Annotated in this window: 24 protein-coding genes; 17 read left to right on the forward strand and 7 right to left on the reverse strand. The window is 44.1% G+C overall.

The window, feature by feature from the left end; genetic code table 11:
* Nucleotide 1 precedes the first annotated feature (1 nt).
* The 5 genes from lptB to HMPREF1139_RS11585 form a co-directional block, all read right to left on the reverse strand.
* On the reverse strand, nt 2–730 hold the full coding sequence (gene lptB / locus HMPREF1139_RS09220; protein WP_034966522.1) for an LPS export ABC transporter ATP-binding protein: 729 nt from the start codon (nt 728–730) through the stop codon (nt 2–4).
* Nucleotides 723–1,127, reverse strand: coding sequence for a tRNA (adenosine(37)-N6)-threonylcarbamoyltransferase complex ATPase subunit type 1 TsaE (tsaE, locus tag HMPREF1139_RS09225; protein ID WP_009651124.1), 405 nt, complete (start codon nt 1,125–1,127; stop codon nt 723–725). The genes lptB and tsaE overlap by 8 nt, the downstream gene beginning before the upstream one ends.
* On the reverse strand, nt 1,124–1,369 hold the full coding sequence (locus HMPREF1139_RS09230) for an RNA-binding S4 domain-containing protein (protein ID WP_009651423.1): 246 nt from the start codon (nt 1,367–1,369) through the stop codon (nt 1,124–1,126). Before HMPREF1139_RS09230 ends, tsaE begins: the two co-directional genes overlap by 4 nt.
* A 309-nt stretch (nt 1,370–1,678) precedes the next feature.
* Nucleotides 1,679–2,500 (reverse strand): alpha/beta hydrolase, encoded by an 822-nt coding sequence (locus HMPREF1139_RS09235; RefSeq protein ID WP_034966466.1) that lies wholly within the window; start codon nt 2,498–2,500, stop codon nt 1,679–1,681.
* Nucleotides 2,494–4,458, reverse strand: a complete 1,965-nt coding sequence (locus HMPREF1139_RS11585) for a TonB-dependent receptor domain-containing protein (RefSeq protein WP_198003122.1) — start codon at nt 4,456–4,458, stop codon at nt 2,494–2,496. Before HMPREF1139_RS11585 ends, HMPREF1139_RS09235 begins: the two co-directional genes overlap by 7 nt.
* Here HMPREF1139_RS11585 and HMPREF1139_RS11405 point away from each other — a divergent pair.
* The 17 genes from HMPREF1139_RS11405 (at nt 4,384) to HMPREF1139_RS12150 (ending at nt 20,626) form a co-directional block, all read left to right on the forward strand.
* Entirely contained in the window at nt 4,384–4,563 is a 180-nt protein-coding gene (locus HMPREF1139_RS11405; RefSeq protein WP_083845036.1) for a hypothetical protein, read from the forward strand. The genes HMPREF1139_RS11585 and HMPREF1139_RS11405 overlap by 75 nt on opposite strands.
* A 178-nt stretch (nt 4,564–4,741) precedes the next feature.
* Complete coding sequence (locus tag HMPREF1139_RS09250) at nt 4,742–5,962, forward strand: argininosuccinate synthase (RefSeq protein ID WP_009651404.1); 1,221 nt, start codon at nt 4,742–4,744, stop codon at nt 5,960–5,962.
* 89 nt (nt 5,963–6,051) lie between these two features.
* The gene (gene rplI, locus HMPREF1139_RS09255) at nt 6,052–6,501 is read left to right on the forward strand and encodes a 50S ribosomal protein L9 (protein ID WP_009651461.1); all 450 of its coding nucleotides are present in this window, start codon (nt 6,052–6,054) and stop codon (nt 6,499–6,501) included.
* Entirely contained in the window at nt 6,502–7,044 is a 543-nt protein-coding gene (gene hslV / locus HMPREF1139_RS09260; RefSeq protein ID WP_009651446.1) for an ATP-dependent protease subunit HslV, read from the forward strand.
* Complete coding sequence (gene hslU / locus HMPREF1139_RS09265) at nt 7,044–8,366, forward strand: HslU--HslV peptidase ATPase subunit (RefSeq protein ID WP_009651179.1); 1,323 nt, start codon at nt 7,044–7,046, stop codon at nt 8,364–8,366. The genes hslV and hslU overlap by 1 nt, the downstream gene beginning before the upstream one ends.
* Nucleotides 8,363–9,232, forward strand: a complete 870-nt coding sequence (gene era / locus HMPREF1139_RS09270; RefSeq protein ID WP_009651236.1) for a GTPase Era — start codon at nt 8,363–8,365, stop codon at nt 9,230–9,232. The genes hslU and era overlap by 4 nt, the downstream gene beginning before the upstream one ends.
* Nucleotides 9,233–9,290: 58 nt before the next feature.
* The gene (locus HMPREF1139_RS09275; protein ID WP_009651310.1) at nt 9,291–10,817 is read left to right on the forward strand and encodes a C4-dicarboxylate ABC transporter; all 1,527 of its coding nucleotides are present in this window, start codon (nt 9,291–9,293) and stop codon (nt 10,815–10,817) included.
* Nucleotides 10,814–11,461, forward strand: coding sequence for a hypothetical protein (locus HMPREF1139_RS09280; protein WP_009651395.1), 648 nt, complete (start codon nt 10,814–10,816; stop codon nt 11,459–11,461). The genes HMPREF1139_RS09275 and HMPREF1139_RS09280 overlap by 4 nt, the downstream gene beginning before the upstream one ends.
* Nucleotides 11,461–11,868: a hypothetical protein gene (locus HMPREF1139_RS09285; protein WP_009651197.1), complete on the forward strand. Its 408-nt coding sequence runs from the start codon at nt 11,461–11,463 to the stop codon at nt 11,866–11,868. Before HMPREF1139_RS09280 ends, HMPREF1139_RS09285 begins: the two co-directional genes overlap by 1 nt.
* Nucleotides 11,846–13,366, forward strand: coding sequence for a pilus (MSHA type) biogenesis protein MshL (gene mshL / locus HMPREF1139_RS09290; protein WP_009651254.1), 1,521 nt, complete (start codon nt 11,846–11,848; stop codon nt 13,364–13,366). Before HMPREF1139_RS09285 ends, mshL begins: the two co-directional genes overlap by 23 nt.
* Nucleotides 13,359–14,195 carry an ATP-binding protein gene (locus HMPREF1139_RS09295; RefSeq protein ID WP_009651341.1) on the forward strand — a complete coding sequence of 279 codons (837 nt, stop codon included), beginning with the start codon at nt 13,359–13,361 and terminating at the stop codon, nt 14,193–14,195. Before mshL ends, HMPREF1139_RS09295 begins: the two co-directional genes overlap by 8 nt.
* The gene (locus tag HMPREF1139_RS09300) at nt 14,188–15,078 is read left to right on the forward strand and encodes a CDC27 family protein (protein ID WP_009651444.1); all 891 of its coding nucleotides are present in this window, start codon (nt 14,188–14,190) and stop codon (nt 15,076–15,078) included. Before HMPREF1139_RS09295 ends, HMPREF1139_RS09300 begins: the two co-directional genes overlap by 8 nt.
* A complete protein-coding gene (locus HMPREF1139_RS09305) occupies nt 15,075–15,617 on the forward strand; it encodes a hypothetical protein (RefSeq protein WP_009651358.1) in 543 nt (180 codons plus the stop codon). The genes HMPREF1139_RS09300 and HMPREF1139_RS09305 overlap by 4 nt, the downstream gene beginning before the upstream one ends.
* Nucleotides 15,617–17,368 carry a GspE/PulE family protein gene (locus HMPREF1139_RS09310; RefSeq protein ID WP_009651480.1) on the forward strand — a complete coding sequence of 584 codons (1,752 nt, stop codon included), beginning with the start codon at nt 15,617–15,619 and terminating at the stop codon, nt 17,366–17,368. Before HMPREF1139_RS09305 ends, HMPREF1139_RS09310 begins: the two co-directional genes overlap by 1 nt.
* A complete protein-coding gene (locus HMPREF1139_RS09315; protein ID WP_009651183.1) occupies nt 17,365–18,612 on the forward strand; it encodes a type II secretion system F family protein in 1,248 nt (415 codons plus the stop codon). Before HMPREF1139_RS09310 ends, HMPREF1139_RS09315 begins: the two co-directional genes overlap by 4 nt.
* A gap of 246 nt (nt 18,613–18,858) precedes the next feature.
* The gene (locus tag HMPREF1139_RS09320) at nt 18,859–19,359 is read left to right on the forward strand and encodes a PAS domain-containing protein (RefSeq protein WP_009651398.1); all 501 of its coding nucleotides are present in this window, start codon (nt 18,859–18,861) and stop codon (nt 19,357–19,359) included.
* A gap of 496 nt (nt 19,360–19,855) precedes the next feature.
* Nucleotides 19,856–20,626 (forward strand): methyl-accepting chemotaxis protein, encoded by a 771-nt coding sequence (locus tag HMPREF1139_RS12150; protein WP_432431987.1) that lies wholly within the window; start codon nt 19,856–19,858, stop codon nt 20,624–20,626.
* A gap of 267 nt (nt 20,627–20,893) precedes the next feature.
* On the opposite strand, the gene HMPREF1139_RS09330 is transcribed toward HMPREF1139_RS12150, so the two are convergent.
* Nucleotides 20,894–21,337 carry a GatB/YqeY domain-containing protein gene (locus HMPREF1139_RS09330; protein ID WP_009651345.1) on the reverse strand — a complete coding sequence of 148 codons (444 nt, stop codon included), beginning with the start codon at nt 21,335–21,337 and terminating at the stop codon, nt 20,894–20,896.
* 58 nt (nt 21,338–21,395) lie between these two features.
* Complete coding sequence (locus HMPREF1139_RS09335) at nt 21,396–22,295, reverse strand: Ppx/GppA phosphatase family protein (RefSeq protein WP_009651232.1); 900 nt, start codon at nt 22,293–22,295, stop codon at nt 21,396–21,398.
* Between the last annotated feature and the right edge of the window lie 83 nt (nt 22,296–22,378).

Here is a 22,378-nt window from a genome sequence, read left to right on the forward strand (position 1 = left end):
ACTACTCTAAAAGCTTAAATTCAGCACCCAGATAGTGCGTTCGCACGTTTTTATCGTTTGCGACCTCTTTTGCGCTACCGCTTGCTAAAAGTGCACCGTCTTTGATGACGTAGGCGCGGTCGCAGATAGCTAGCGTCTCGCGGACGTTGTGGTCGGTGATGAGCACGCCGATACCTAGGTTTTTGAGGTCGCGCACGATACTTTGGATGTCGCTTACCGCGATCGGATCGACGCCGGCAAACGGCTCGTCAAGCAGCAAAAATTTTGGCGTTATCATGAGGCTTCGTGCGATCTCGCAGCGTCTGCGCTCGCCGCCACTTAGGCTCACGCCCTTCCTTAGGCGGATCGGCTCGATGTTTAGCAAATTTAGCATTTCATCGACCTTTTTGGCGCACTCCTCTTCGTCTTTGTATAAAATTTCAGCTCCCAGCAGCAAATTTTCCTCGACTGAGAGGTCTTTAAAGATGCTTGATTCTTGCGGTAAATAGCCGATACCCATCTGCGCGCGCTTATGAAGGGCGACGTTCGTGACATCGACGCTGTCTAAAAATACGCCCCCGCTCGTTGGCGAGATGAGCCCGCAAATCATATAAAACGTCGTCGTCTTGCCCGCTCCGTTTGGTCCAAGCAGCCCCACGACTTCGCCGCTTTTTACATCAAGCGAGATGCCTTTTATGATGTTTGTCTTTTTTATCGTTTTTTGTAGCTCTTTTATTTCTAACTTATGCACCATAAACCTCGTATTTTCGCCCGTTTGCGCTCGGGCTAATTATTATTTTTACATATTTTTCGCCAAATTTTGTGAGCATTTTTTCTAGGCTCTCGTCGCCCCACTCGACCAGATGAAGCCCATCTTCGAGCAAATTTTCAAAAAGCCCGTTTTTTAAAATACCCTCAAATCCGCTCTGATAAATGTCGTAATGAAAAATTTTATCCCCGTAGCTTTGCATGACCGAAAAGGTCGGCGAAGTGACGTCTGCGTCGATACCATGAGCCTTTACTATAGCCTTTACGAGTGTGGTTTTGCCGCTGGCTAGGTCTCCTTGCAAGATGATGACGCCGCTTTTTGGCAAAATTCCCACCACCTCGTCAAGCTCGTTTAAATTTAGGTTGAAAATTCGCCTCATAGCTCTTTTACGTATTCGCTCTGGGCGGGTTTGGAAATACTTTTGGTTACGGGGATCGCCAGCACCTCGTAGCGCGCCTCACGGACGAGAAATTTTATCGTTATCACGTCGCCCACTTTGACCTCTTTTGCAGGCTTTGCGACGACGCCGTTTATGCTCACCACGCCGCTTTTACACATATCTTCGCTCACGGCGCGACGCTTTGTGATATTTACCGTATTTAAAAATTTATCTACTCTCATGGCGGGGATTTTAGCTAAAAACGGCTTAAAATTTAGATTATTCGCGTTTTAATAATTTTTGACAATTTAAGCGAAGTCAAATCTTATGAAGCAACACTATCGCCGCCTCTCTGCTTGCAGTTGCGAGCATGGCGAAGCAAAAAACCAGGGAAGCGGTAGCTGACCGTGATTTTAGTGCTATATGTTCGGCGTCTTGTGGAGCGAATAAGATTTGCGAAGCGAGTGTCAATGATTTATTATAACAGAGCCTAAAAATTTGAACCCACGCCGTGCGGGTAAATCTAGCCAAATTTAAAACAAATCCTTAATCTACTTCGCAAAATGCTTCAAAACATCTTTTAACGCCAGCGGTATGACGCCACCGTGCGTTTGACCTTCGTAAATTTTAAACTCGTTTTTCACGCCGCTCGCGTCTAAAATTTTCGCCAGATCGCGCGCGCTTAATATGCCCTCGCGGTCGGTCTTGCCAGCCCTTTTTTCGAGCTCTCCCACGCCAAGCCAGACAAATTTTGCTTTGAGCGGCTCTTTAAATTTGCCCCCTTGCACCGCGTCTTTTAAAATCTCGGAGTCGCCCCACCAAAGCGAAGGCGATGCGATGAAAAACTCATCAAAAATGCCCTCGTTTTGCAGCAGGACAAAGAGCGCGAAAAGTCCGCCAAATGAGTGCCCGTAGAGGCATTTCTCACTTTGTTTGGCGTCAAATTTAGCCTCCACTCGCGGCAGTAAAATTTCTTTTATAAATTTATAAAATTTGTCCGCCCCGCCGCCCTTGCTAAACTCCTCGCCAGCGGCCTTTGGCGTGTAGTCGCGGGTGCGGTTAGCAACGTCGTAGGCTAAATTTGTATCATAGCCGATGCCTATTATGAGCGGTGTTGTGCCTTTTTCGTATAAATTTAGCAAGGTAGCAAACTGCGTGTTACCGTCGGTCATAAATAAAATTTTGTCCTGCTTTTTCACGCCTTTTGGGACGGCATAGAAAATTTTATAAATTTGCCCCTGCTCGCTCTTTAAAATTTCGCTACTGATGTCAAAATTTTCGTGCACTTGCGGCGAGATGGGCTCTACGGTTTGGTTTGGAGCGGCAAGAGAGACCGCCGCACTAAGCAAGAGTGCCATTAGAAATTTTACCATTTTGCACTGACTTTAAACCAAAATCTCCTGCCTTGCTCTGGATACCAGTAGTAGTTGCCATCATCTGCCAGCCCCTCGTCGTAGCGGATATTGTCAAATACGTTGTAAGCGGTGAAATTTAGGGATAAATTTTTATTTACCTCCCAGAGTGCGCCCATGTCGAGCGTAAATAACTCTTTGTCGTTTTCGCTTACTTTGTTACCGGGGCCAAATTTCACGCTCGTAAGCGCGCTTTGGTAGTTTGCGCCGACGAAGGTCGAGACGCTGGCGATCGGCTTATACGTGAGCGTTAAATTTGCGTTGTGTTTTGGCGTGGCGGTCAAGGACTTGCCATCTAGGCGCGAGAGCGTGGTCTGGTCGAAATTTACGCTGCCATTTGGCGTATTTATGCTTGGATTGCCGGTTTTTATTTTTGAGTGATTGTAGGTGTAGTTCGCGGCCAAATTTAGGTTTTTGAGGATGTCGTAATCAGTCGCTAGCTCCACGCCCCAAACGTCCGCGCCGTCGATGTTAAAGTATGTTCCCCAGCCCGGGCAATTCACGTGCGGAGCGCCCGTGCAGCCAGAGTGGGCGGGGATCTTGTTTAGGTTGCTACCGTCGGTGTCTAGGATTTTATCTTTAAATTCGTTCCTAAACAGCGTCACGCTCGCACGCAGATCGTCGCTATTATCGTAATACGCGCCGACCTCATAAGTCACGCTCTTTTCAGGTTTTAGCTCGCTGTTGCCAAAATTTATGATACGCCAGCCGCCTTGGATAGTGCCGACCTCTGATGAGATTTCATTTACATTTGGCGTTTTATAGCCTGTCGCCACGCCGCCTTTTAGCGTCCAGTTGTCGCTTAGGTTATAGACCAAATACGCGCGCGGCGAGAAGTGGTTGCCGAAAAATTCATTATGCGTCCAGCGTCCGCCCAGCGTGAGATAAAGCGCGTCGTCTAAAATTTCCCACTCATCTTCTAAAAACGCCGCGTGCTCCTTCATCGAGTAAGGAGAAGGCTTTCTTAAATTTGTCTTGTTGTTGTTTGAGACGATAAATGTCGTCTGTACGGTCTCTTTGTGAAAGTCATAGCCAAACGTGAGCGTATGCGCGCCTAGGAAGGTGCTAAATTTGGAGTTAAAATTATGATTTTTCACGCTAGCAGGTGTGAGCGAGTCAAAAAGGCTCGTGCGCTTGGTTTTGTCGTATGTGTAGCTCACGTCGGCGTTTAGAGCGTCAAATGTGCCCACATAGCCCGCACCGTAGGTATTTTTGGTGTAGTCGTAGGCGTTTAGCACGCGGTTTGTCCTTGTGGTCGCGGTCTTGCCCACCGTCCTTTTGTAGTCGTGATGTTCTTTTGAGCCTTGCAGGTAAAATTTATTGTTTTCATCAGGCGTTATCCAAAGCTTCGCGGTCAAATTTTTCTTATCGCTCTCTTGGTAGCCGCCCTTGTATTCGTCCTCGTCGCGTAGCTTTTTGTAGCCCCAAAGTTGAAGGCTGAGCTTGTCCTGCCAAAGCGGCGAAGCCAAATACAAATCCGCCTGCCTTTGATCGCCGATGCCGTCGTGGTTTTGAAACATCGCTGAAATGCTCATCGAGCCTGTAAATTTAGCAAAATTTTTCTTCGTGATGATATTTATCACGCCGCCCACCGCGTCGCTACCATATAGCGAGCTCATCGGGCCTCTGATGATCTCTATGCGCTCGATCGCCTCTGCCGGCGGGATGAAATTTGAGTTCATATCGCCAGCGCCGCCTTTTGGGTTGGCAGCACTTGCGCTCACGCGTTTGCCGTCTATGAGTACCAGCGTCTGAGAGCTTTCCATACCGCGTATCGAAAGTCCGCTCGCCGCGCCGTCATCGCCTGCTATCACGCTCACTCCGGGCACTTTTGACGCGATAGAGTGAAGCGAGGTAAAAGCCCCGTTTGTAAGCTCATCTTGCTTTATTACAGAGATGCTGGCTGGGGCTGTTTTGATATTTTGACTAAAACCGCTTGCGGTAACGACGACTTGATCAAGCTTTACGTTTTCAGCGGCGAAAACCTGGCAGCAAAGCGCGCATGCAACAAGCGAAAGTGTTAAATTTTTTTGACATTTTTGCTCCCTTAAATTTTAAATGCAATCTTATCAATTGATAAATTAAATCAAAATTAATTATCAATATAAAATAGAATAAATAATATGCGTCATTCACCGCCTTTCAATCAAAATTTAAAAAAATTTGGCTAAAATTAGCCATCTTAAAAATAAAGGGGCAAAAATGAAAAAAGATGTTAAAAAAGTCGTTCTGGCCTACTCTGGCGGACTTGACACGAGCATTATTTTAAAGTGGCTTCAAGATGAATACAAATGCGAAGTCGTGACCTTCACCGCCGACATCGGACAAGGCGAAGAGCTCGAGCCCGCACGTAAAAAAGCCTTGGCTCTGGGCGTAAAACCTGAAAATATTTTTATCGAAGATCTAAGAGAAGAATTTGTAAGAGATTATGTATTTCCGATGTTTCGCGCAAACGCCATTTACGAGGGCGAATATCTGCTAGGCACATCTATCGCTCGTCCGCTCATAGCAAAAAGACAAGCCGAGATAGCCAAGCTGACAGGCGCAGACGGCGTCAGCCACGGAGCGACTGGTAAAGGAAACGATCAAGTGCGTTTCGAGCTCGCATACTACGCGATAAATCCGAATTTAAAAGTCATCGTACCATGGCGCGAGTGGGATCTAAATTCTCGTGAAAAACTGCTGGCATACGCAGAGAAAAATGGTATCGATATCACTAGAAAGCCCGGCAAAAGCCCGTATTCGATGGACGCAAACCTACTTCACATCTCATACGAAGGGCTTGTGCTAGAAGATCCAAACCACGCTCCTGAAAACGACATGTGGCGCTGGTGCGTCAGTCCAAAGGACGCTCCAAACGAGAGCGAGATAATCACGATAGGCTACGAAAAAGGCGATCCGGTGAGCATAAACGGTAAAAAGCTAAGTCCGGCTGAAATTTTGACCGAGCTTAATCGCCTCGGCGCAAAACACGGTATCGGGCGCCTCGATCTCGTCGAAAACCGCTACGTAGGCATGAAGAGCCGCGGCTGCTACGAGACACCGGGCGGCACGATAATGCTAAAAGCTCACCGCGCGATAGAGAGTATCACACTAGACCGCGGTTCGGCACACCTAAAAGACGAGCTGATGCCGCGCTATGCAGAGCTTATTTACAATGGATTTTGGTTCTCGCCTGAGCGCTTGATGCTTCAAGCTGCGATAGATAAGAGCCAGGAGCACGTAAACGGCGAGGTCAGAGTCGAGCTTTACAAAGGAAACGTCGCGATCCTTGGGCGCTCGAGCAAGGACGATAATCTATTTAGCGAGGCATACTGCACTTTTGAAGAAGACAGCGTTTATAACCCAAAAGACGCCGACGGCTTCATCAAACTAAACGCACTTCGCTTCATTATCGCTAGCAAAAACGGACGAAAATTTTAAATTTGACAGCGGGCCGCTTTCGCGGTCTGCCAAATTTTAAAATTCCACATTTTTAAACCAAAATTTTAAGCCAAATACAAAGGAAAGATATGAAAGTATTACTCATAAAAGATGTAAAATCACTGGGAAAAGCAGGAGAGATCAAAGAGGTCAAAGACGGATACGGCAACAACTTCTTGATCGGCAAAGGTCTAGCAAAAGCGGCCACTCCTGATGTCATACGCCAATACGAAGCCGCTCAAAAACGAAAAGAAGAAGAGCTGAAATATGAAATTTCAAATTTAGAAAAGCTAAAAGACGAGCTCTCAAAGATCACGCTCGTAATCAAAAAAACGCTCGGCGCTAACGGCTCGCTCTTTGGCTCCGTCTCAAAAGAGGAGATCGCCGAGGAGCTTGAAAAAGCGCACCATCTCATAGTCGATAAAAAGGCTATCGAGATAGATAAAAATCACCTCAAAGCAGTCGGTCTTTACGACGTTCAAGTAAAGCTCGGACACGCTATATCAGCTACATTAAAAGTAGACGTGCAAGGAGAATAAGTGTTTCACGCAACGACCATTTTAGCCTATAAAGGCAAAAACAAATCCGTGATCGGCGGCGACGGGCAAGTAAGCTTTGGCAACACCGTGCTTAAGGGCAACGCAGTCAAGATCCGTAAGATCAAAGACGGCAAGGTGCTGGCGGGTTTTGCGGGCAGCACGGCTGATGCGTTTAATCTTTTTGATATGTTCGAGGAAAATTTAGAGCACGCAAAGGGCGATTTGCTAAAAGCGGTGATAGAATTTAGCAAGGCGTGGCGTAAAGACAAATACTTAAGAAAGCTGGAAGCCATGATGTTGGTGTTAAACCGCGAGAAAATTTTCCTCTTAAGCGGCACAGGCGACGTGGTGGAGCCTGAGGACGGCAAGATAGCGGCTATAGGAAGCGGGGGGAATTTCGCCCTGTCAGCGGCTCGTGCGCTGGATAAATTTGCCGATATCGACGAGGAAAAGCTGGTAAAAGAGAGCCTCACGATCGCCGGCGAAATTTGCATTTACACGAACACGAACATCAAAACTTACGTAATCGAGGATGAAAAATAATGAATATGACACCAAAGCAGATCGTTGAATTTCTCGATGATTATGTCATCGGTCAAAAAGATGCCAAAAAAATAATCGCGATCGCGCTTCGCAACCGCTACCGCAGGATGAAGCTGGAAAAGGCGATGCAAGATGACATCATGCCAAAAAATATCTTGATGATAGGTTCGACCGGCGTGGGCAAGACCGAGATCGCAAGGCGACTTTCAAAGATGATGGGCATGCCTTTTATCAAGGTAGAGGCGAGCAAATACACAGAAGTAGGCTTTGTAGGCCGCGATGTGGAGAGTATGGTCAGAGATCTCGCTATGGCCGCTTTTAACCTCGTAAAAGCCGAGCAAAGTGAAAAAAATCAAGATAAAATAAACGCCTATATAGAAGAAAAGATCGTCTCAAAGCTACTCCCTCCTTTGCCAAAAGGTGCTAGCGAGGAGAAGACGGCGGACTACGAGCGAAGCTACGAAAAAATGCTGGCTAAATTTAGAAACGGTGATCTTGACGACCTGACAGTCGAGATCGAGATCCAGCAAAATTCGCTAGAAACCGGCTCAAACGTCCCGCCCGATATGGCTCAGATGCAAGAGAGTTTCATAAAAATCATCGGCATGGGAAGCAAAAACGTCAAAAAAGAGATGAAGGTAAAGGACGCCAAAAAAGCCCTTGAAAACGAGGCTAACGATAAAATTTTAGATATAGAGAGCATAAAAACGCAGGCGATAAGACGCGCTGAAAACGAAGGCATCATCTTTATCGACGAGATAGACAAGGTCGCGGTAAGCTCCGCTGGCTCAAGCAGGCAAGATCCTAGCAAAGAGGGCGTGCAGCGCGATTTGCTACCGATAGTAGAAGGCTCGAACGTCTCGACGAAATTTGGAAATTTAAAGACCGATCACATCCTTTTCATCGCGGCAGGAGCCTTTCATATCAGCAAGCCAAGCGACCTTATCCCGGAGCTACAAGGACGCTTCCCGCTTCGAGTGGAGCTTGATAGCCTCGATGAAAAAGCGCTTTATCAGATCCTGACTAAGCCTAAAAATTCACTCCTAAAGCAATACATCGCCCTGCTCTCCACCGAAAATGTAGAGCTTGCATTTGATAACGAAGCGATACACGAGATAGCCAAGATCGCGCAAGCGGCAAACGAAAAGATGGAAGATATCGGCGCTCGCCGCCTACATACCGTGATCGAGCGCGTGATAGAGGACATCAGCTTTGAGGCCAGTGAAAAAAGTGGCGAAAAGGTAAATGTCACAAAAGAGCTGGTAAAAGAGCGTCTAAACGATGTGGTAGAGGATCAAGACCTTGCGAGGTATATCCTTTGAGGTCCGGATTTGTCAGTATCATAGGGCGGACGAACGCGGGCAAAAGCTCGCTTTTAAACGCCCTTTTAAACGAAAAGATTGTCATCGTTTCACATAAGCAAAACGCCACCAGGCGCAAGATAAACGGCATCGTGATGAATGAAGGCGATCAGATCATCTTCGTAGATACTCCGGGACTTCACGAAAGCGAGAAAATTTTAAACAAGCTGATGATAAACGAGGCCGTAAAATCGATGGGCGACTGCGACGCCATGATATTTATAGCCTCCGTGCATGACGATACGAGCGATTATGAAAAATTTCTAAATTTAAACCCTAAAAAGCCGCACATTCTCGTCTTGAGCAAGGTCGATGAGGTGAGCAACGAAAAGCTTTTGAAAAAAATGATGCAATATCAAAATTTTCAAAGCCGCTTCACCGCTCTCGTGCCCTTTAGCATAAAAAAGCAAAGCTATCAAAAGCCACTACTTGATGAAATTTGCAAGCTTTTGCCCGAGCACGCATATTTTTACGATCCCCAGTTTTTGACCGATACGAACGAAAAGGAAATTTTCCGCGACTTCATACTTGAGGCGATATATGAAAATTTAAGCGACGAGATCCCGTATCTTAGCGATGTCAGCGTAGATAAGGTCGTAGAAAAAGCCGGCATCACTGAAATTTTTGCGACGATAATCACCGAAAAAGACACGCACAAATCTATGATAATCGGAAAAAATGGCGAAACTATAAAACGCATAGGCATCTTTGCCAGAAAGTTAATCAAAAATTTAACAAATTGTAAAATCTACTTGAAGCTCGATGTAGTCGTTAAAAGAGGCTGGAGTAAAGACGAAAAGATTATAAAAAAGTTAATCGGCTATTGATTTTTTATTTTAAACGTATTAAAATATCCGCCTAGGTTTCTAGGAAGGTTTAAAATAAATGTTTAAAAATAAAAAAAATAACGAAATTTCAATTGTTACCATAGATCCTTACGAGCAAACTGGTTTTAAATTTCAAAATAACGAAGTCGATATCCTTGATGTAAACAAGACTGCCCAAAAGCAAAATTTCTTCATCTCGTATCTGAAATTTAAAGACATCATAACAACGACCATAAACCTGCCAAGAAATACAAGCGAAGATGAGCTCACCAACATCATCTCCATCAAAACATACGAGGAGCTCTCGCTTGATGCGGCGGTCGATTATAAGATCACGTATGCCGAGATGCAAAGCCAAAACGAAAATAGGCTTTTTAACGTCTTTGTCGTAAATAACGACCTTATAAATAAAAATTTCAAAGACATATCAAAAAAGATACCTTATATAGACTATCTCGCGGTTGCTCCACTTCTTTACGGTGCGGTCTATAAAAGAAGCCTACTGCCAAGCGTGGATGTGGACTGTTTCGTCTGCTTGCAAGACGATGATGCGTTTTTGGCGGTATATTCAGGTGGCGAGTATCTCACTTCTCGCCCTCTTAGATATACATTAAACTACATAAAAGATAAATACGTCGAGCAAAGCGGCGAGCGCACCAGCGACGAAGCGTTTTTCAAAATGCTGGCTACCAAAGGCCTGGAGCTTGATAGAGAAAATGAAAATTTCAACCCCGATCTAAACACCGTTTTTGAAGACTGCTTGTTTTACATAAACGACACCATAAATATCATAAACCGCATATACTTCATAAACGTAAATAGCATCTACATCGACTGCAGCGGTGAGGGTATTGCAAATTTAGATAAATTCACGCATAGCAAGCTGGGTATAAAAACCAGCATCTTAAATGCAAACATCACGATAAACAGTAAACATTTCAATATCTCCCAGCAGCACAACATGATGGCGCTGTTTGCCAAGCTTTATCAAGACGAGGGCTACGAGGAGGAATTTAACTTCTCCACGATGATGCGCCCGGAGCCTTTTGCTAAGCGAAAGAGCGGACAGTTCATACTCACCTGCTTGATTGCGCTTGGTATAAGCCTTGCGTATCCTATATATAACTACATTGCAGGCGAAATTTTAGAGCAGGACTCCCAAAGACTAGATAATAAACTAACCGAGCTAAACGCACAGGCAAACGAGATCAAACAAAAGCTGGCACAGCTTTCAAAAGAGCAAGACGAGGTAAAAGGGCTTACTGCAAAAGAGCAAGAGAAGCTGGACTTTAGAAAAAGTCTGCTAGACGAGATACAGTCCAAGAAAAACAGCTACGCGATGAAAGGTGTGAATCTTTTCGAGCTAACAAACATCATAAACGATAACGACGTGCAAATAACAAGCGTCACGAACGACGACAGGAACCTCACTATCGCAGCTACGAGCGATAACGAAAAGAAGATAACCGAGCTCATAAAAGCCATCGCACAGACACCAAAATACTCGGTAAATACTAAGAAAATTTACTCGGACGAGCTAAAACGCAACTACGAGAGCAATATCAGCATAGAGATAAAACAATGAAACAAGATACATTAAACAAGATCGATAGATATTTTGAGCTCAAAAAGCCAAGCGAAGTTTTCATCATATTTGGCGGCTGTGCGCTAGTCATCGCCTACCTGGCCTATATGCTTTGCTTTGATCCGTCTGAAATTTTTTATAACGAAAAACTAGACGCTCACAACAATGTCAGCGCTCAGCTTCAAAACACGCAAAATTATCTCGATTCCGTCAGCTCGCCCGACGGAGATAGGAATTTTGCGATCGCAAGAGAGACAAAAACGCTTGAAGATCTAAAGGCAAAATATAACGACGTTTTGAAATTTAACGGATACTTCGATATGAAGCTAAAAGAGCTGTCGTTTTTACTCTTTAACGATCAAAACTGGGCAAATTTCCTAGACAGCATAGTCTTTTTGGCAAAACAAAACAATATCAAAATTTTAGAGCTAAAAAGCGATATAAAAGAGCCAAACTATCAAAAGATCGAGCAAATTTTAAATGTGAACGTGAAATTCTTGGGCGGTTTTAAAAACGTTATAAGCTACATAAATAGCTTGGAGGAGTCAAAACTGGTGGTTGATTTGCACAAAATGGACATAAATTCCACTCAAAACGAGCTAGGAGCGAATATAACCATATCTGTATGGGGGATGAAATATTGATGAAAATTTTAAAATACAGTCTGATCCTAGCCTTTTGCCTCTACTCTTTCGGGGGTGAGTTTGAGGACGAGATAGCTAAATTTGACGCTATGTTCGCCAAGATCCAAGACAACCGACAAGGGATCAGCAAAGAGCAGATAGCAAGCCTTAAAACGCCATTTAAAAAGGTCGCTTCAGATCAAAATTCTACTACGCGCTTGGAGCCTACGGGCAACGCTCTTGCACTCAAGGCTATCATGCAAAATAGAGCAAACATAAACGGGAAATGGTACGGCGTCGGAGATATCGTGGACGAATACAGTATCGCGAGGATCACCCACTCAAAAGTAACGATGATAAAAAATAACGAAAAGCAGGAGCTTTCTCTTGCAAATGGAAGTAAAAATGTTGGCATTAAAATCAAATAAGATCAAATTCATAGCGGCTATTTTGCTGCTGTCTTTAAGTTTCGTAGGTGCGCAGGCAAAAGCTAGCAGCTGTCTGGGTAAAAATTTCAGTATGAAAATTTCAGACGATATCGCGCTTGGCGACGTGCTAAATCAACTATCCGATATGTGCGACTTTAGCATCGTGGCAAAAGATAATCTTAGCAAACAAGAGCTGAAGGATCACGTTTTTGGCGTGAATATCAGGAATATGTCTTTAAACGAAGTCTTTGACTTGTTGCTAAACGAGAAAAATTTAAGCTATGAATTTTCAAATAACGTATTAAAAATCTCATCGCTGCAAACAAGGATATTTAAAATCGACTATATAACCTCCGTCCGCGAGGGCACAGCGGTGACAAAGGCCTCGGTAGACGCCTCTCCTGTCGAAGTGGGCGATGAAAAAGACGATGCTGAGGGCGGCGATATCCAAAACTCGAACAATCTGATAAGAAGCGTAGAGAAATTCGACTTTTGGGAGAAGCTAGACACCGAGCTTAAGGCGATACTAAACAACACGAGCGAGCATGTATCTGCGCCAGATCCTATCATCAACTCAAATGCCGGTCTCATCACGGTCACAGGCACCCCATCTCAGCTAAGGCGTGTCGAGAGCTATATAAACGAGGTGCAAAGGCGCCTTAAAAAACAAGTCATCATAGACGTTTCTATCATCGCAGTCGATCTAAACAACGAATATAAACAAGGCGTGGATTGGAGCAAATTCGAGCTTGGTTTCAACTCATACTTAGGCGGCGATCCGACTAAGCCATCAAATGCTGGCTGGAACAATAGAGGCAACGGCCTGAGCGCTGGCTTTGGTCAGACGTTAAACATCGCGGCGAATTTAAATTTCAGCCTTGACGGGATGATGAATTTCTTGGAGACCAACGGCAAAGCCAAGGTCATCTCAAGCCCGAAAGTGACGACTCTAAACAACCAACAAGCCCTGATATCAGTGGGCGATAACATAAACTACCGCGTCATGGAGCAAACAGACAGCGCCAACGCACTAAACGACAGGGTAAAGACGACTTACAAACAATATTCCGTTTTTATAGGAATTTTGCTAAATTTACTCCCGGAAGTGTCTGACAACAACAAGATCATGCTTCGCATAAATCCGTCGCTAAGTAGTTTCAAATACCAAGAAGACGACGTCAGAGCCCAAAATACAAACATCAGAGAGATAGCTCCCGATACGATACAAAAGAAGCTCTCGACAGTCGTTCAGGTAAATAGCGGCGATACGATCGTGCTTGGCGGGCTTATCGGTCAGACAAAAAATAAGCAAAATACGGCCGTACCTATCTTGGCGGATATCCCGCTACTTGGAAATGCCTTTAAAAGCACGAAAGATGCGGTCAAAACGACAGAGCTGATATTTGTGATAACGCCTAGGGTCGTCGATCTAGACGGTGCTAAACCGGTTCAGCAATCGCTTAAAGATTTAGGATTTTCAAAGTCGATTTATGAGTAATAACAACGAAACGAATATTTACACGCAGGTAAAAGAGGTCTTCATGAACGAAGACGACGTCAAAAATTTCGTAAATTTAGACAAATCCATAAACTGCTACAATAAAATAGTATCCGTTTTAAAAAAGCCGCTCAAGCTCATCTTGTTTTACGGCAAGCCAGGAAGCGGCAAGACCTTTTTGCTAAATAAAATCACAGCCGATTTAAGCGAACAGCAAAATATAATATTTTTCCCGCACCCTTTTTTCAACGAAGCGACGTTTATCAGGGCGCTTTGCGAGAGGCTCTTTGGCGAGAAAAAAGACGGGATAGAAAATTTTGAAATTTTCATAAAAGAATACGGCAAGAAATTTAAAGATAGAGAGGAAATTTTACAAAATCAAGTGATCGTGATCCTTGACGAGGCGCAGCTTTATCCGCAAGATCTCATCGAGAAGATACGCCTCATGGCAGATACCAGGTGCTTTAAATTTTTATTTACGATACATAAAACAGACGATGAAGACATCTTGGCAAAAGACTACTTTCAGACCAGGATCTGGGAGAGCATAGAGCTAAAGACCGTAAATATGGGCGAGATAATCATCTATCTACAAAGGAAGCTGGCTCTAAAAGGGCTTGAAAAATATCTAAAATTCAATAAAAAAGATTATGAGCTGGCGTATTCGCTTTGCGACGGAAATTTACGAACGCTAAACAAAATGATGTATAAATTTTTTGAAATTTGCGAGTATTACGATCATTTTGAGCCATCAGAGCTTACAAACGAGACCGCTAACAATAAAATTTTAACTATGGCGGCCATCGATACGGGGATCATAGATGCTTGATACGGCCGAGATAAAAAAGCTAGAAGAGCGCTATGAAGCCTACGCGCGCAAGCATAGAAGCATATTTAAAAAGCTGCCAAGCCTCAATAAAAATTCTAAAATTTTGATCGCCGAGCTGCTTGCTATCGTGACTCTAGTCGTCGTGCTGGTTCTTTTAAGCATAGACAGCCCGCAGCAAAAAATAGCCGTCACAAGTGCACCAAAAGAGCAAAATCAAACCAAATCCACCATCAGCGAAGTAAAAGAAAAAAGCGCACAGGCCAAGATGCGCTTTGAGGACAATAAAAAACAAGACGAATTAGTCGATAAAATAGCACAAAAGATAGAACAGACGCTAAAAACCAGCGAGCAAAACGGCAGCGAGGAGACCTCATCTAAGCCAAAAGCACAAAATAGACAAAAAGACGGCTCGCAACAAGGTTGGCTAAGGCTAAATTTCATAAACAGTGAAGACGGCAAAGACTTTTTTGACGAGAGAGACGATACGATGAAAAGTATCCCTCTACCAAGAGAGGAAAAGATCATGCTAGATCCTTCAGAGCCGCCTGCTAAAAAAGCCAAGATAAATATCGAAGTTTCAAGCGCCAAAGACGAACAAAGCGCGCTAAAAGAGCAGTTTATAAGGACGAACAATCCTGCTTTCGCACTCGATCTTGCACGTATAAATTTCAGAGAGCAAAAATATCAAGAGGCGCTGAAATGGTCGCTAGCGGCAAACGAGATAGACAATAACCTAGAAGAGTCGTGGGTGATATTTGCAAAGTCAAAATATAAACTAAAACAAAAGGACGACGCTCTAAGGGCGCTTAGAGAATACAACAAAAATGCGAACAAAAGCTCGATAGGCGAGCTCATCAGGCAAATAGAGAACGATGCGTTATGAAAAAATTTATAATACTTTTAGCTTTTAGCGTGCAAATTTTCGCCATTAGCGGCGCTGATATCCAAGGCTGGTTTAATGGCGGCGAATTTAAAAAGGTCTGCTCGTCACAGACTGAAAATTTTTTAAAAGACTCTAGTAACGAGGAGCTGATAAGCCTTTATGGCATGGCTTGTCTTCGCATACACGAGATAAACAGGCTCGCCCTGCCGATCTCAAAGCTGGTAAGAAGCAAAAACGCACGCGAAAATGCAGCCTACTTCGCAGATATCTTGCTTAAGAAAAAGCTGCTTTACTACGCATTAGTAGACGACGTAGACATCAGCTACGCGAGACTTCCAAGAAGCGACTACATACTATCTTTCATCTTTGATAAATTCGTCAAAAAAGAGTATATCCAAGACATCGACATATATATCTTCAAAGAGCCAAATTCCGACACTCACTACGAGCTTAGCGTCTCGCAGGAAAAGGACATACCAAAGCTCGTGCTCAAAATTTTCAAAAACGACGAGCTAAAATCACAAATAGAGTACTGGTGATGAATACGGCCGAATCGACCCTTATAAAGATATTTGAACAAAGCGAAAAGCTAAACAAAGAGCAGATCGCACAAATCATAAATTTAAAATCAAGCACGCATCAGCCTTTGATCAAAATTTTGATCGAGCAAAATTTCATCAGCGAAGATGACTTTATGCAAATTTCAGCCGAGCTTTATAGGCGCGGACGCATCGATATAGACGCGATCTCAAAAGAGCTCGAGCTTGATGTGAAGGGCTTTTTAAAATATGTCTGCGCTAAATTTAAGATCGAGTTTTTCAACCTTGACGATGTAGATATAGATTATAGAATTTGCGAAAAGATCAGTACCAATCAGCTAAAAATGTATGGCGCGCTGCCTGTCAAAGAGGACGAGATCAGCGTTTATGTGGCATTTAAAAATCCATTTGACGTGATGGCGCAAGATAAGGTACAAAATTTCTTCAACCGAAAGCTGCTAAAAGTAGTCGCCGCCGAGCCCTCACAAATAGAAAAATACACAAACAAGCTAGCACTGAACGAAAGCATAAAAGATATCATCGCCGAGATCAGAAAGGAGCTCTCAAGCTCTGCTAGCGGTAGCTCGAACACAGAAAGCTCGGGAATTTTAAAACTCATCGAAGTCATCTTAAAAACCTCGATCCAAAGCCGCGCTAGCGATATCCACATAGAGCCCACGGAGACCAACTGCATCGTAAGAAGCAGGATAGACGGCATGCTAAGCGAGACCTTTATATTTGATAAAGACATCTATCCACCGATGGTCAGCCGTATGAAGCTACTTTCAAATATGGACATAGCCGAGCGCAGACGCCCTCAAGACGGTCGTTTCTCGGCACAGATCTTAGACAAAGAGTACGACTTTCGTATCTCCACGCTGCCGATACTAAACGGCGAGAGCATAGTTTTGCGTATCCTTGATAAATCAAAGGTCATCATAAATTTAGAAAATTTAGGCATGCATCCGCAAAATTTCAATAAATTTAAAAAAGCCATGAAAGCGCCATACGGTATCATCCTAGTCACCGGACCTACCGGCTCTGGTAAGACGACTACGCTTTACGGCGCATTAAATGACATAAAGAGCATAAAAACAAAGATCATCACCGTAGAAGATCCGGTCGAGTATCAGCTAAATATGATCCAGCAAGTGCATGTGAATGAAAAATCGGGGCTTACCTTCGTCTCGGCGCTTCGCTCTATTTTAAGGCAAGATCCTGACATCATAATGATAGGCGAGATCCGCGACCAGGAGACGCTTCGTATCGCGATACAAGCCGCCCTCACCGGCCACCTCGTCTTTTCTACGCTTCACACCAACGATGCCATAAGCGCCCTACCTCGTATGATAGATATGGGCATAGAGCCTTATCTAGTTAGCGGTGCGCTCGTTTGTATAGAAGCTCAAAGGCTCGTTCGTAAACTCTGTCCGCACTGCAAACAAAAGATCACACCTCCTCAAAACGCCCTTGAGGAGATCAAAAAATATCTACCCGAGGAGTATCAGTTCTACACTCACGTCGGATGTCCGAACTGCTCTCAGACAGGCTATTTGGGGCGCGAGATGATAAGCGAAATTTTACCTATCAGCGATACGATAGCCAGCATGGTCGCAAACAACGCCAGCAAAGACGACATAAAAAAAGTAGCCTACGACGAGGGCTTCATAGATATGTTTCATGACGGCATCGTCCGCGCAGCAAGGGGCATAACCACGATAGAGGAAGTTTATAGGGTCGCTAAGATATGAAATTTTTTGAAGTAGAATACATACAAAACGGCAGACGTCAAAAAATGACGCTAAAGGCAAACAACAAAGTCGAGGCCAGAAGCCTCGCAAGCAAAAATAAAAACCACGGCATGATAGTAAAGATCGGCGAGACGCAGGCCATGCCGCTTTTAGAACAGTTTGGCGATATAAAGGAGAAAATAAGCAAGACCTTTTTCGCTCCTAAGATCAAAATTCCGTCATTAGTCGCCACTATCAGGCAGCTTAGCGTAATGACGAACGCCGGCATATCGATACATGACAGTATCAAAGAGGTCGCAAATTCTACCGAGGACAAGCGGCTAAAAGTGATATTTCAGACCATAAACGAGGATCTAAACCAAGGTGCGAGCCTGACCGACTCGATGCTAGCCTTTCAGCAGGAGATGGGAGATGTCAGCATCGCGATGATAAGGCTTGGCGAGAGCACTGGAAATATGGCTGACTCGCTTAGCAAGCTAGCTTCCATCCTCCAAGAAGTCTGGGACAACCAGCAAAAATTTAAAAAAGCCATACGCTATCCGATAACCGTCATCTGTGCGATCATCTTGGCTTTTATCGTTTTGATGACGATGGTCGTGCCAAAATTTAGAGAAATTTTCGAGCAGCTAAACGCAGAACTACCGCTGCCAACTAAAATTTTGCTAGGCATAGAATACGCCATGAATAACTACGGCTTTTATATACTTGGCTTTCTTGTCGTGTTAGCCTTTGCGATCAGGAGATATTACGTTAAAAGCGAGGATTTCAGAGAGAAGCTGGACGGAATTTTACTAAAGGTCTATCTCATAGGAAATATCATATTTTTCTCGAATATGAGCCGCTTTAATCTGGTCTTTACCGAGCTCGTGCGAGCAGGACTGCCGATGGCGGACGCCCTTGATACGGCAGTCGTCACGATATCAAACATCGAGATAAAAAACAAACTAAGCAGCGTCAAAATTTTAGTCGGTCGCGGCGTGAGCCTGACAGAGGCCTTTAAGGAGACGGGACTTTACGAAGGCATGCTCATACAAATGATAAGCGCAGGTGAGCAAAGCGGAAGCTTAGACGGTATGACCGAGAAGGTGACTGATTATTACAAGATGAAATTTAACGACATCATCGATAATATCTCAAGCTACATCGAGCCTATACTGCTCGTTTTCATAGCCGGTATCGTCATCTTGCTCGCACTTGGGATTTTCATGCCGATGTGGGATATGGCCAAGGCGGTTAAAAACTAGAAGCTCTGTTTTAAAAAAGTATTTTTTGAAATTTTAAATATCCTAGCGTAGCCAAATCTTATGAAGCGACACTATCGCCGCCGATTTTCAGTGAAACGAAGTGAGCGCTAAAATCGTGCTACATGTTCGGCGTTTTGTGGAGCAAATAAGATTTGCGAAGCATTCGTTTGAGGTATCAATATTTTTTAAAAATAGAGCTAAATTTGTGATATAATCAAAACTATTTTAAACAACGAAAGGAATTCAATGTCCGCATCTAAAGAACATATCGTAGACGTGGACGCTTTTTTAGTTTCAAAAACAGATACTAAGGGGCGTATCACCTACTGCAATGAGCCGTTTTTAAAAATAGTCGGAGCCAAGCAAAACGAACTCTTGGGCAAACCTCACAACATCATCAGGCATCCGGATATGCCGCGCATAGTATTCAAGCTGCTTTGGGAATACGTCAAAAGCAAAAGAGAAATTTTCGCCTACGTGAAAAACAAAAGCTTTGACGGCGGATATTACTGGGTGTTTGCAAACATCACGGCTTCTCTTGATGCGAACAAAAATATCGTAGGCTACTACTCCGTAAGACGCAAGCCCAATCCAAAAGCTATCGAGATAATCGAGCCTATCTACAAAAAGCTTTTAGAGCTTGAAAAAACTGGTGGCATGGAGGCTTCTTCTAAAGCGCTTTTCGAGCTTTTAGAGCAAAAACATACGACTTACGACGAGCTAGTCAATAACCTACAAAGGCTTTAAAATGTTTGGTAAAAATTCAAATGCAAACTACGACGAGATCATATCTGTCATCCAATCCGCAAGAAGCGGCGTCTTAGAGCCTCGCATAGTAAATATCAGCGAAAAAGATCCGATGTATCAAATCGCCCTTGGTATAAACGACCTGCTCGATCAAGTCGAGGCGCTTCAACGTGAAATTTCGACCTGCGTAAATGCCGTTCAAAGCGGCATAGGATATAGAAACATATTTACCGAGGGTTTTCGCGGAACATTTCATATAAATGCGATGTCCATGAGCGAGGGCGTAGAGGGTATAAAAGCCGGGCAAAAAGGCAAGGTGAGAGGAATTTTGTCAGAGAAATTTGACAAGCTCGGCAACGGAAACCAAGGCATGCAAGATGTGCAACAAGATCTAAACGAAAGTATAGAAAATTTAAGCAAAATGGCAAATATCGCCAAAGATACGGCCAAAACCGCTAGCGAGACGCTAGCTAGCATGAACGAGCTAAGCTCAAATATGAACTCGCTTGAAGGACTCATCAGCAATTCAAGCCATGCCATACACACGCTAAACAACAGAACAGACGACATCTCCTCGGTCGTGAGCCTCATAAAAGACATAGCCGAGCAGACTAATCTTTTAGCACTCAACGCCGCTATCGAGGCGGCAAGAGCCGGCGAGCATGGACGCGGATTTGCCGTCGTGGCAGACGAGGTTAGAAAGCTGGCTGAAAACACCCAAAAGGCTACAAACGAGATCGGCATAAATATCCAGACCCTTCAGCAAGAGGCTAAAGATATAAACGCAAACTCGGAAGAAATCGACAAGATCGCAAAGGCGGCGGCCACAAACGTGCAAGCCTTCAAACAAACTCTGGATAAATTCAACCAAGACGCGCAGGTAACGGCGTCTACATCAAAATACATCGAGAACAAGACGTTTGGTATCATCGCTAAAATTTCTCAGATCGTTTATAAAACGAGCGTGTATTCAGACGTCATAAACGAGAAAAATCACGGCGAAGAGATGCAAAAGACCGCCGATGACCTCGTTGCTTGGTATGAAAAAGACTGCCACGAGAAATTTGGCAAGACTCACTCTTACGCCAGGATAAAGCCACTTATCGAAGAATTCAACGCTCTCATCAAGGAAAATCTAACGCAAGCCAACAAGGGCTACAACGCGCAAAATTTAGATACTTTCGTTACAAGGTTTGAGCGTATAGAAAATTTAAGCGCCGAGATATTTAAGCTTTATAACCAAATGATACAAGAAGCCAGAGGCTAAAAAACGGCCGAACGTAAGCCAACTACGCTCGGCCCTGCTTCGCTTCGTTCGCAACTGCGAAGCGAAAAGATTTCCTTGAAACGCTACTCGCGTCCGTGTCGCTCCTTGTAGTAAGTAAGACCTGTAAAGCGTTTTGCAAAAAGATCGACGCTTTTAAAAACAGAGCTAAATTTAGCATATCTGCAAAAGGTTCGCCTAAGCTCCTTATAAAATAGCCCGCAAATTCCCCTTGACGCCAAAGGTCACGGACAGAAAACAGAAAATGAGCTAAGACAAAAGCCTCTTTACGACCTCGCTTATACGTTTAGCATCCGCACTTGCGCCGATTTGCTCCTTTGCGGCTTTCATAACGGCGCCCAGCTCTTTTATGCTGCTAGCTCCCACGGAGGCGATTATCTGCTTTATCTTTTCCTCGAGCTCGTTATCGTTAAGCTGCTTTGGTAGGTATTTTACGATGATGTCTATCTCACTTCGCTCTTTGTTTGCCAGATCCTCGCGGCCGCCTTTTAGATAAAGCTCAACCGAGTCTTGTCTCTTTTTTATCTCTTTTTGAAGTAGCGGTAGCACGACCTCATCGGTCATCTCGATGCGCTCATCGACTTCGACTTGTTTAAGCGCGGCATTTATAGTGCGAAGCGTATCTCGCACGAACTCGCTTTTGCTCTTCATCGCCTCTTTGATATCGGCTAAAATTTGCTCTCTTATGCTCATGTCTTTCCTTTATAAAATTTCACAAATGATACCCAATAATAGCTAAAATCACACAAATTTAGCCAATGATACTTTCAAATTCTCCGCTTAAAAACGCCTCGCCCACGCCCTCTCTGAGCCCGTCATCGACTACGATAAATTTAGCTCGCTCACCCTCAAGCAGACAATGAAGCAGCGCCATGCCGGCAATGAGCGGCATTTTGCGGTTTTTACCGACCATGATATCGGCCCTCTCGTCATCGATCCCAAAAAGCTCGTCCGCAAGATACCTGAAATCACTAAATTTAAGCTCACTTGCGTTTATCGCCCTAGCGTCATAGTCTGCATAATCCATCCCGATCTTCATCGCCGCCATCGTCGTGGGCACTCCTGATGTCAGCACGATGATCTGCTTTTCAAGCGAGTGTAAAAATTTTGCCGCCTCGCTCGTGACGCCGGCGGCATTTTCTCTCATCGCCGCAAGCTTCATACAGCTTTCAAAAAACGTGATGATGCCAAACTCGAAGCTTTTAAAATTTTGCCCGTCGCCTATCTCGGTGCTAGCTCCGCCAAGATCGATGATAGCGTATTTTTTATCACGAAAGTCTAGCCTAATAAGCGCATTTTTTACCCCGATAGCTGTAAATTTCGCCTCCGCTTCGCCGCTTATTATCTTAAAATCTATGCCGAAATTTCGCTTTATCTGACTAAAAATTTCGCTTGCATTTTTTGCCATCCTAAAGGCCTGCGTAGCCACCGCCACATAAGGCGTATTTTTAAAATCAAACTCCGCTTTAGCCTCTTTTATCGCCTCAAATATCCTTTGTTTGGCCGCATCGCCGATCAGTCCGCTTTGTTTTAGCCCGCGCGCAGAGCCTACTATGCGTTCAAAGGTCTTTAAAATTTCAAAGCCCTCGCCAGTGCGTCTTATCAAGGCTACGCGAAAGGTATTTGAGCCAAGATCGATCGAAATCACCATTTTTTATCCTTTAAATTTAAGCATAAGCTCCTGTCAAAATTTTACAAAATACATAAAATTTTACATACTATTGTCAAATAAAA

Source organism: Campylobacter sp. FOBRC14 (genome assembly GCF_000287855.1).
GTDB lineage: Bacteria > Campylobacterota > Campylobacteria > Campylobacterales > Campylobacteraceae > Campylobacter_A > Campylobacter_A curvus.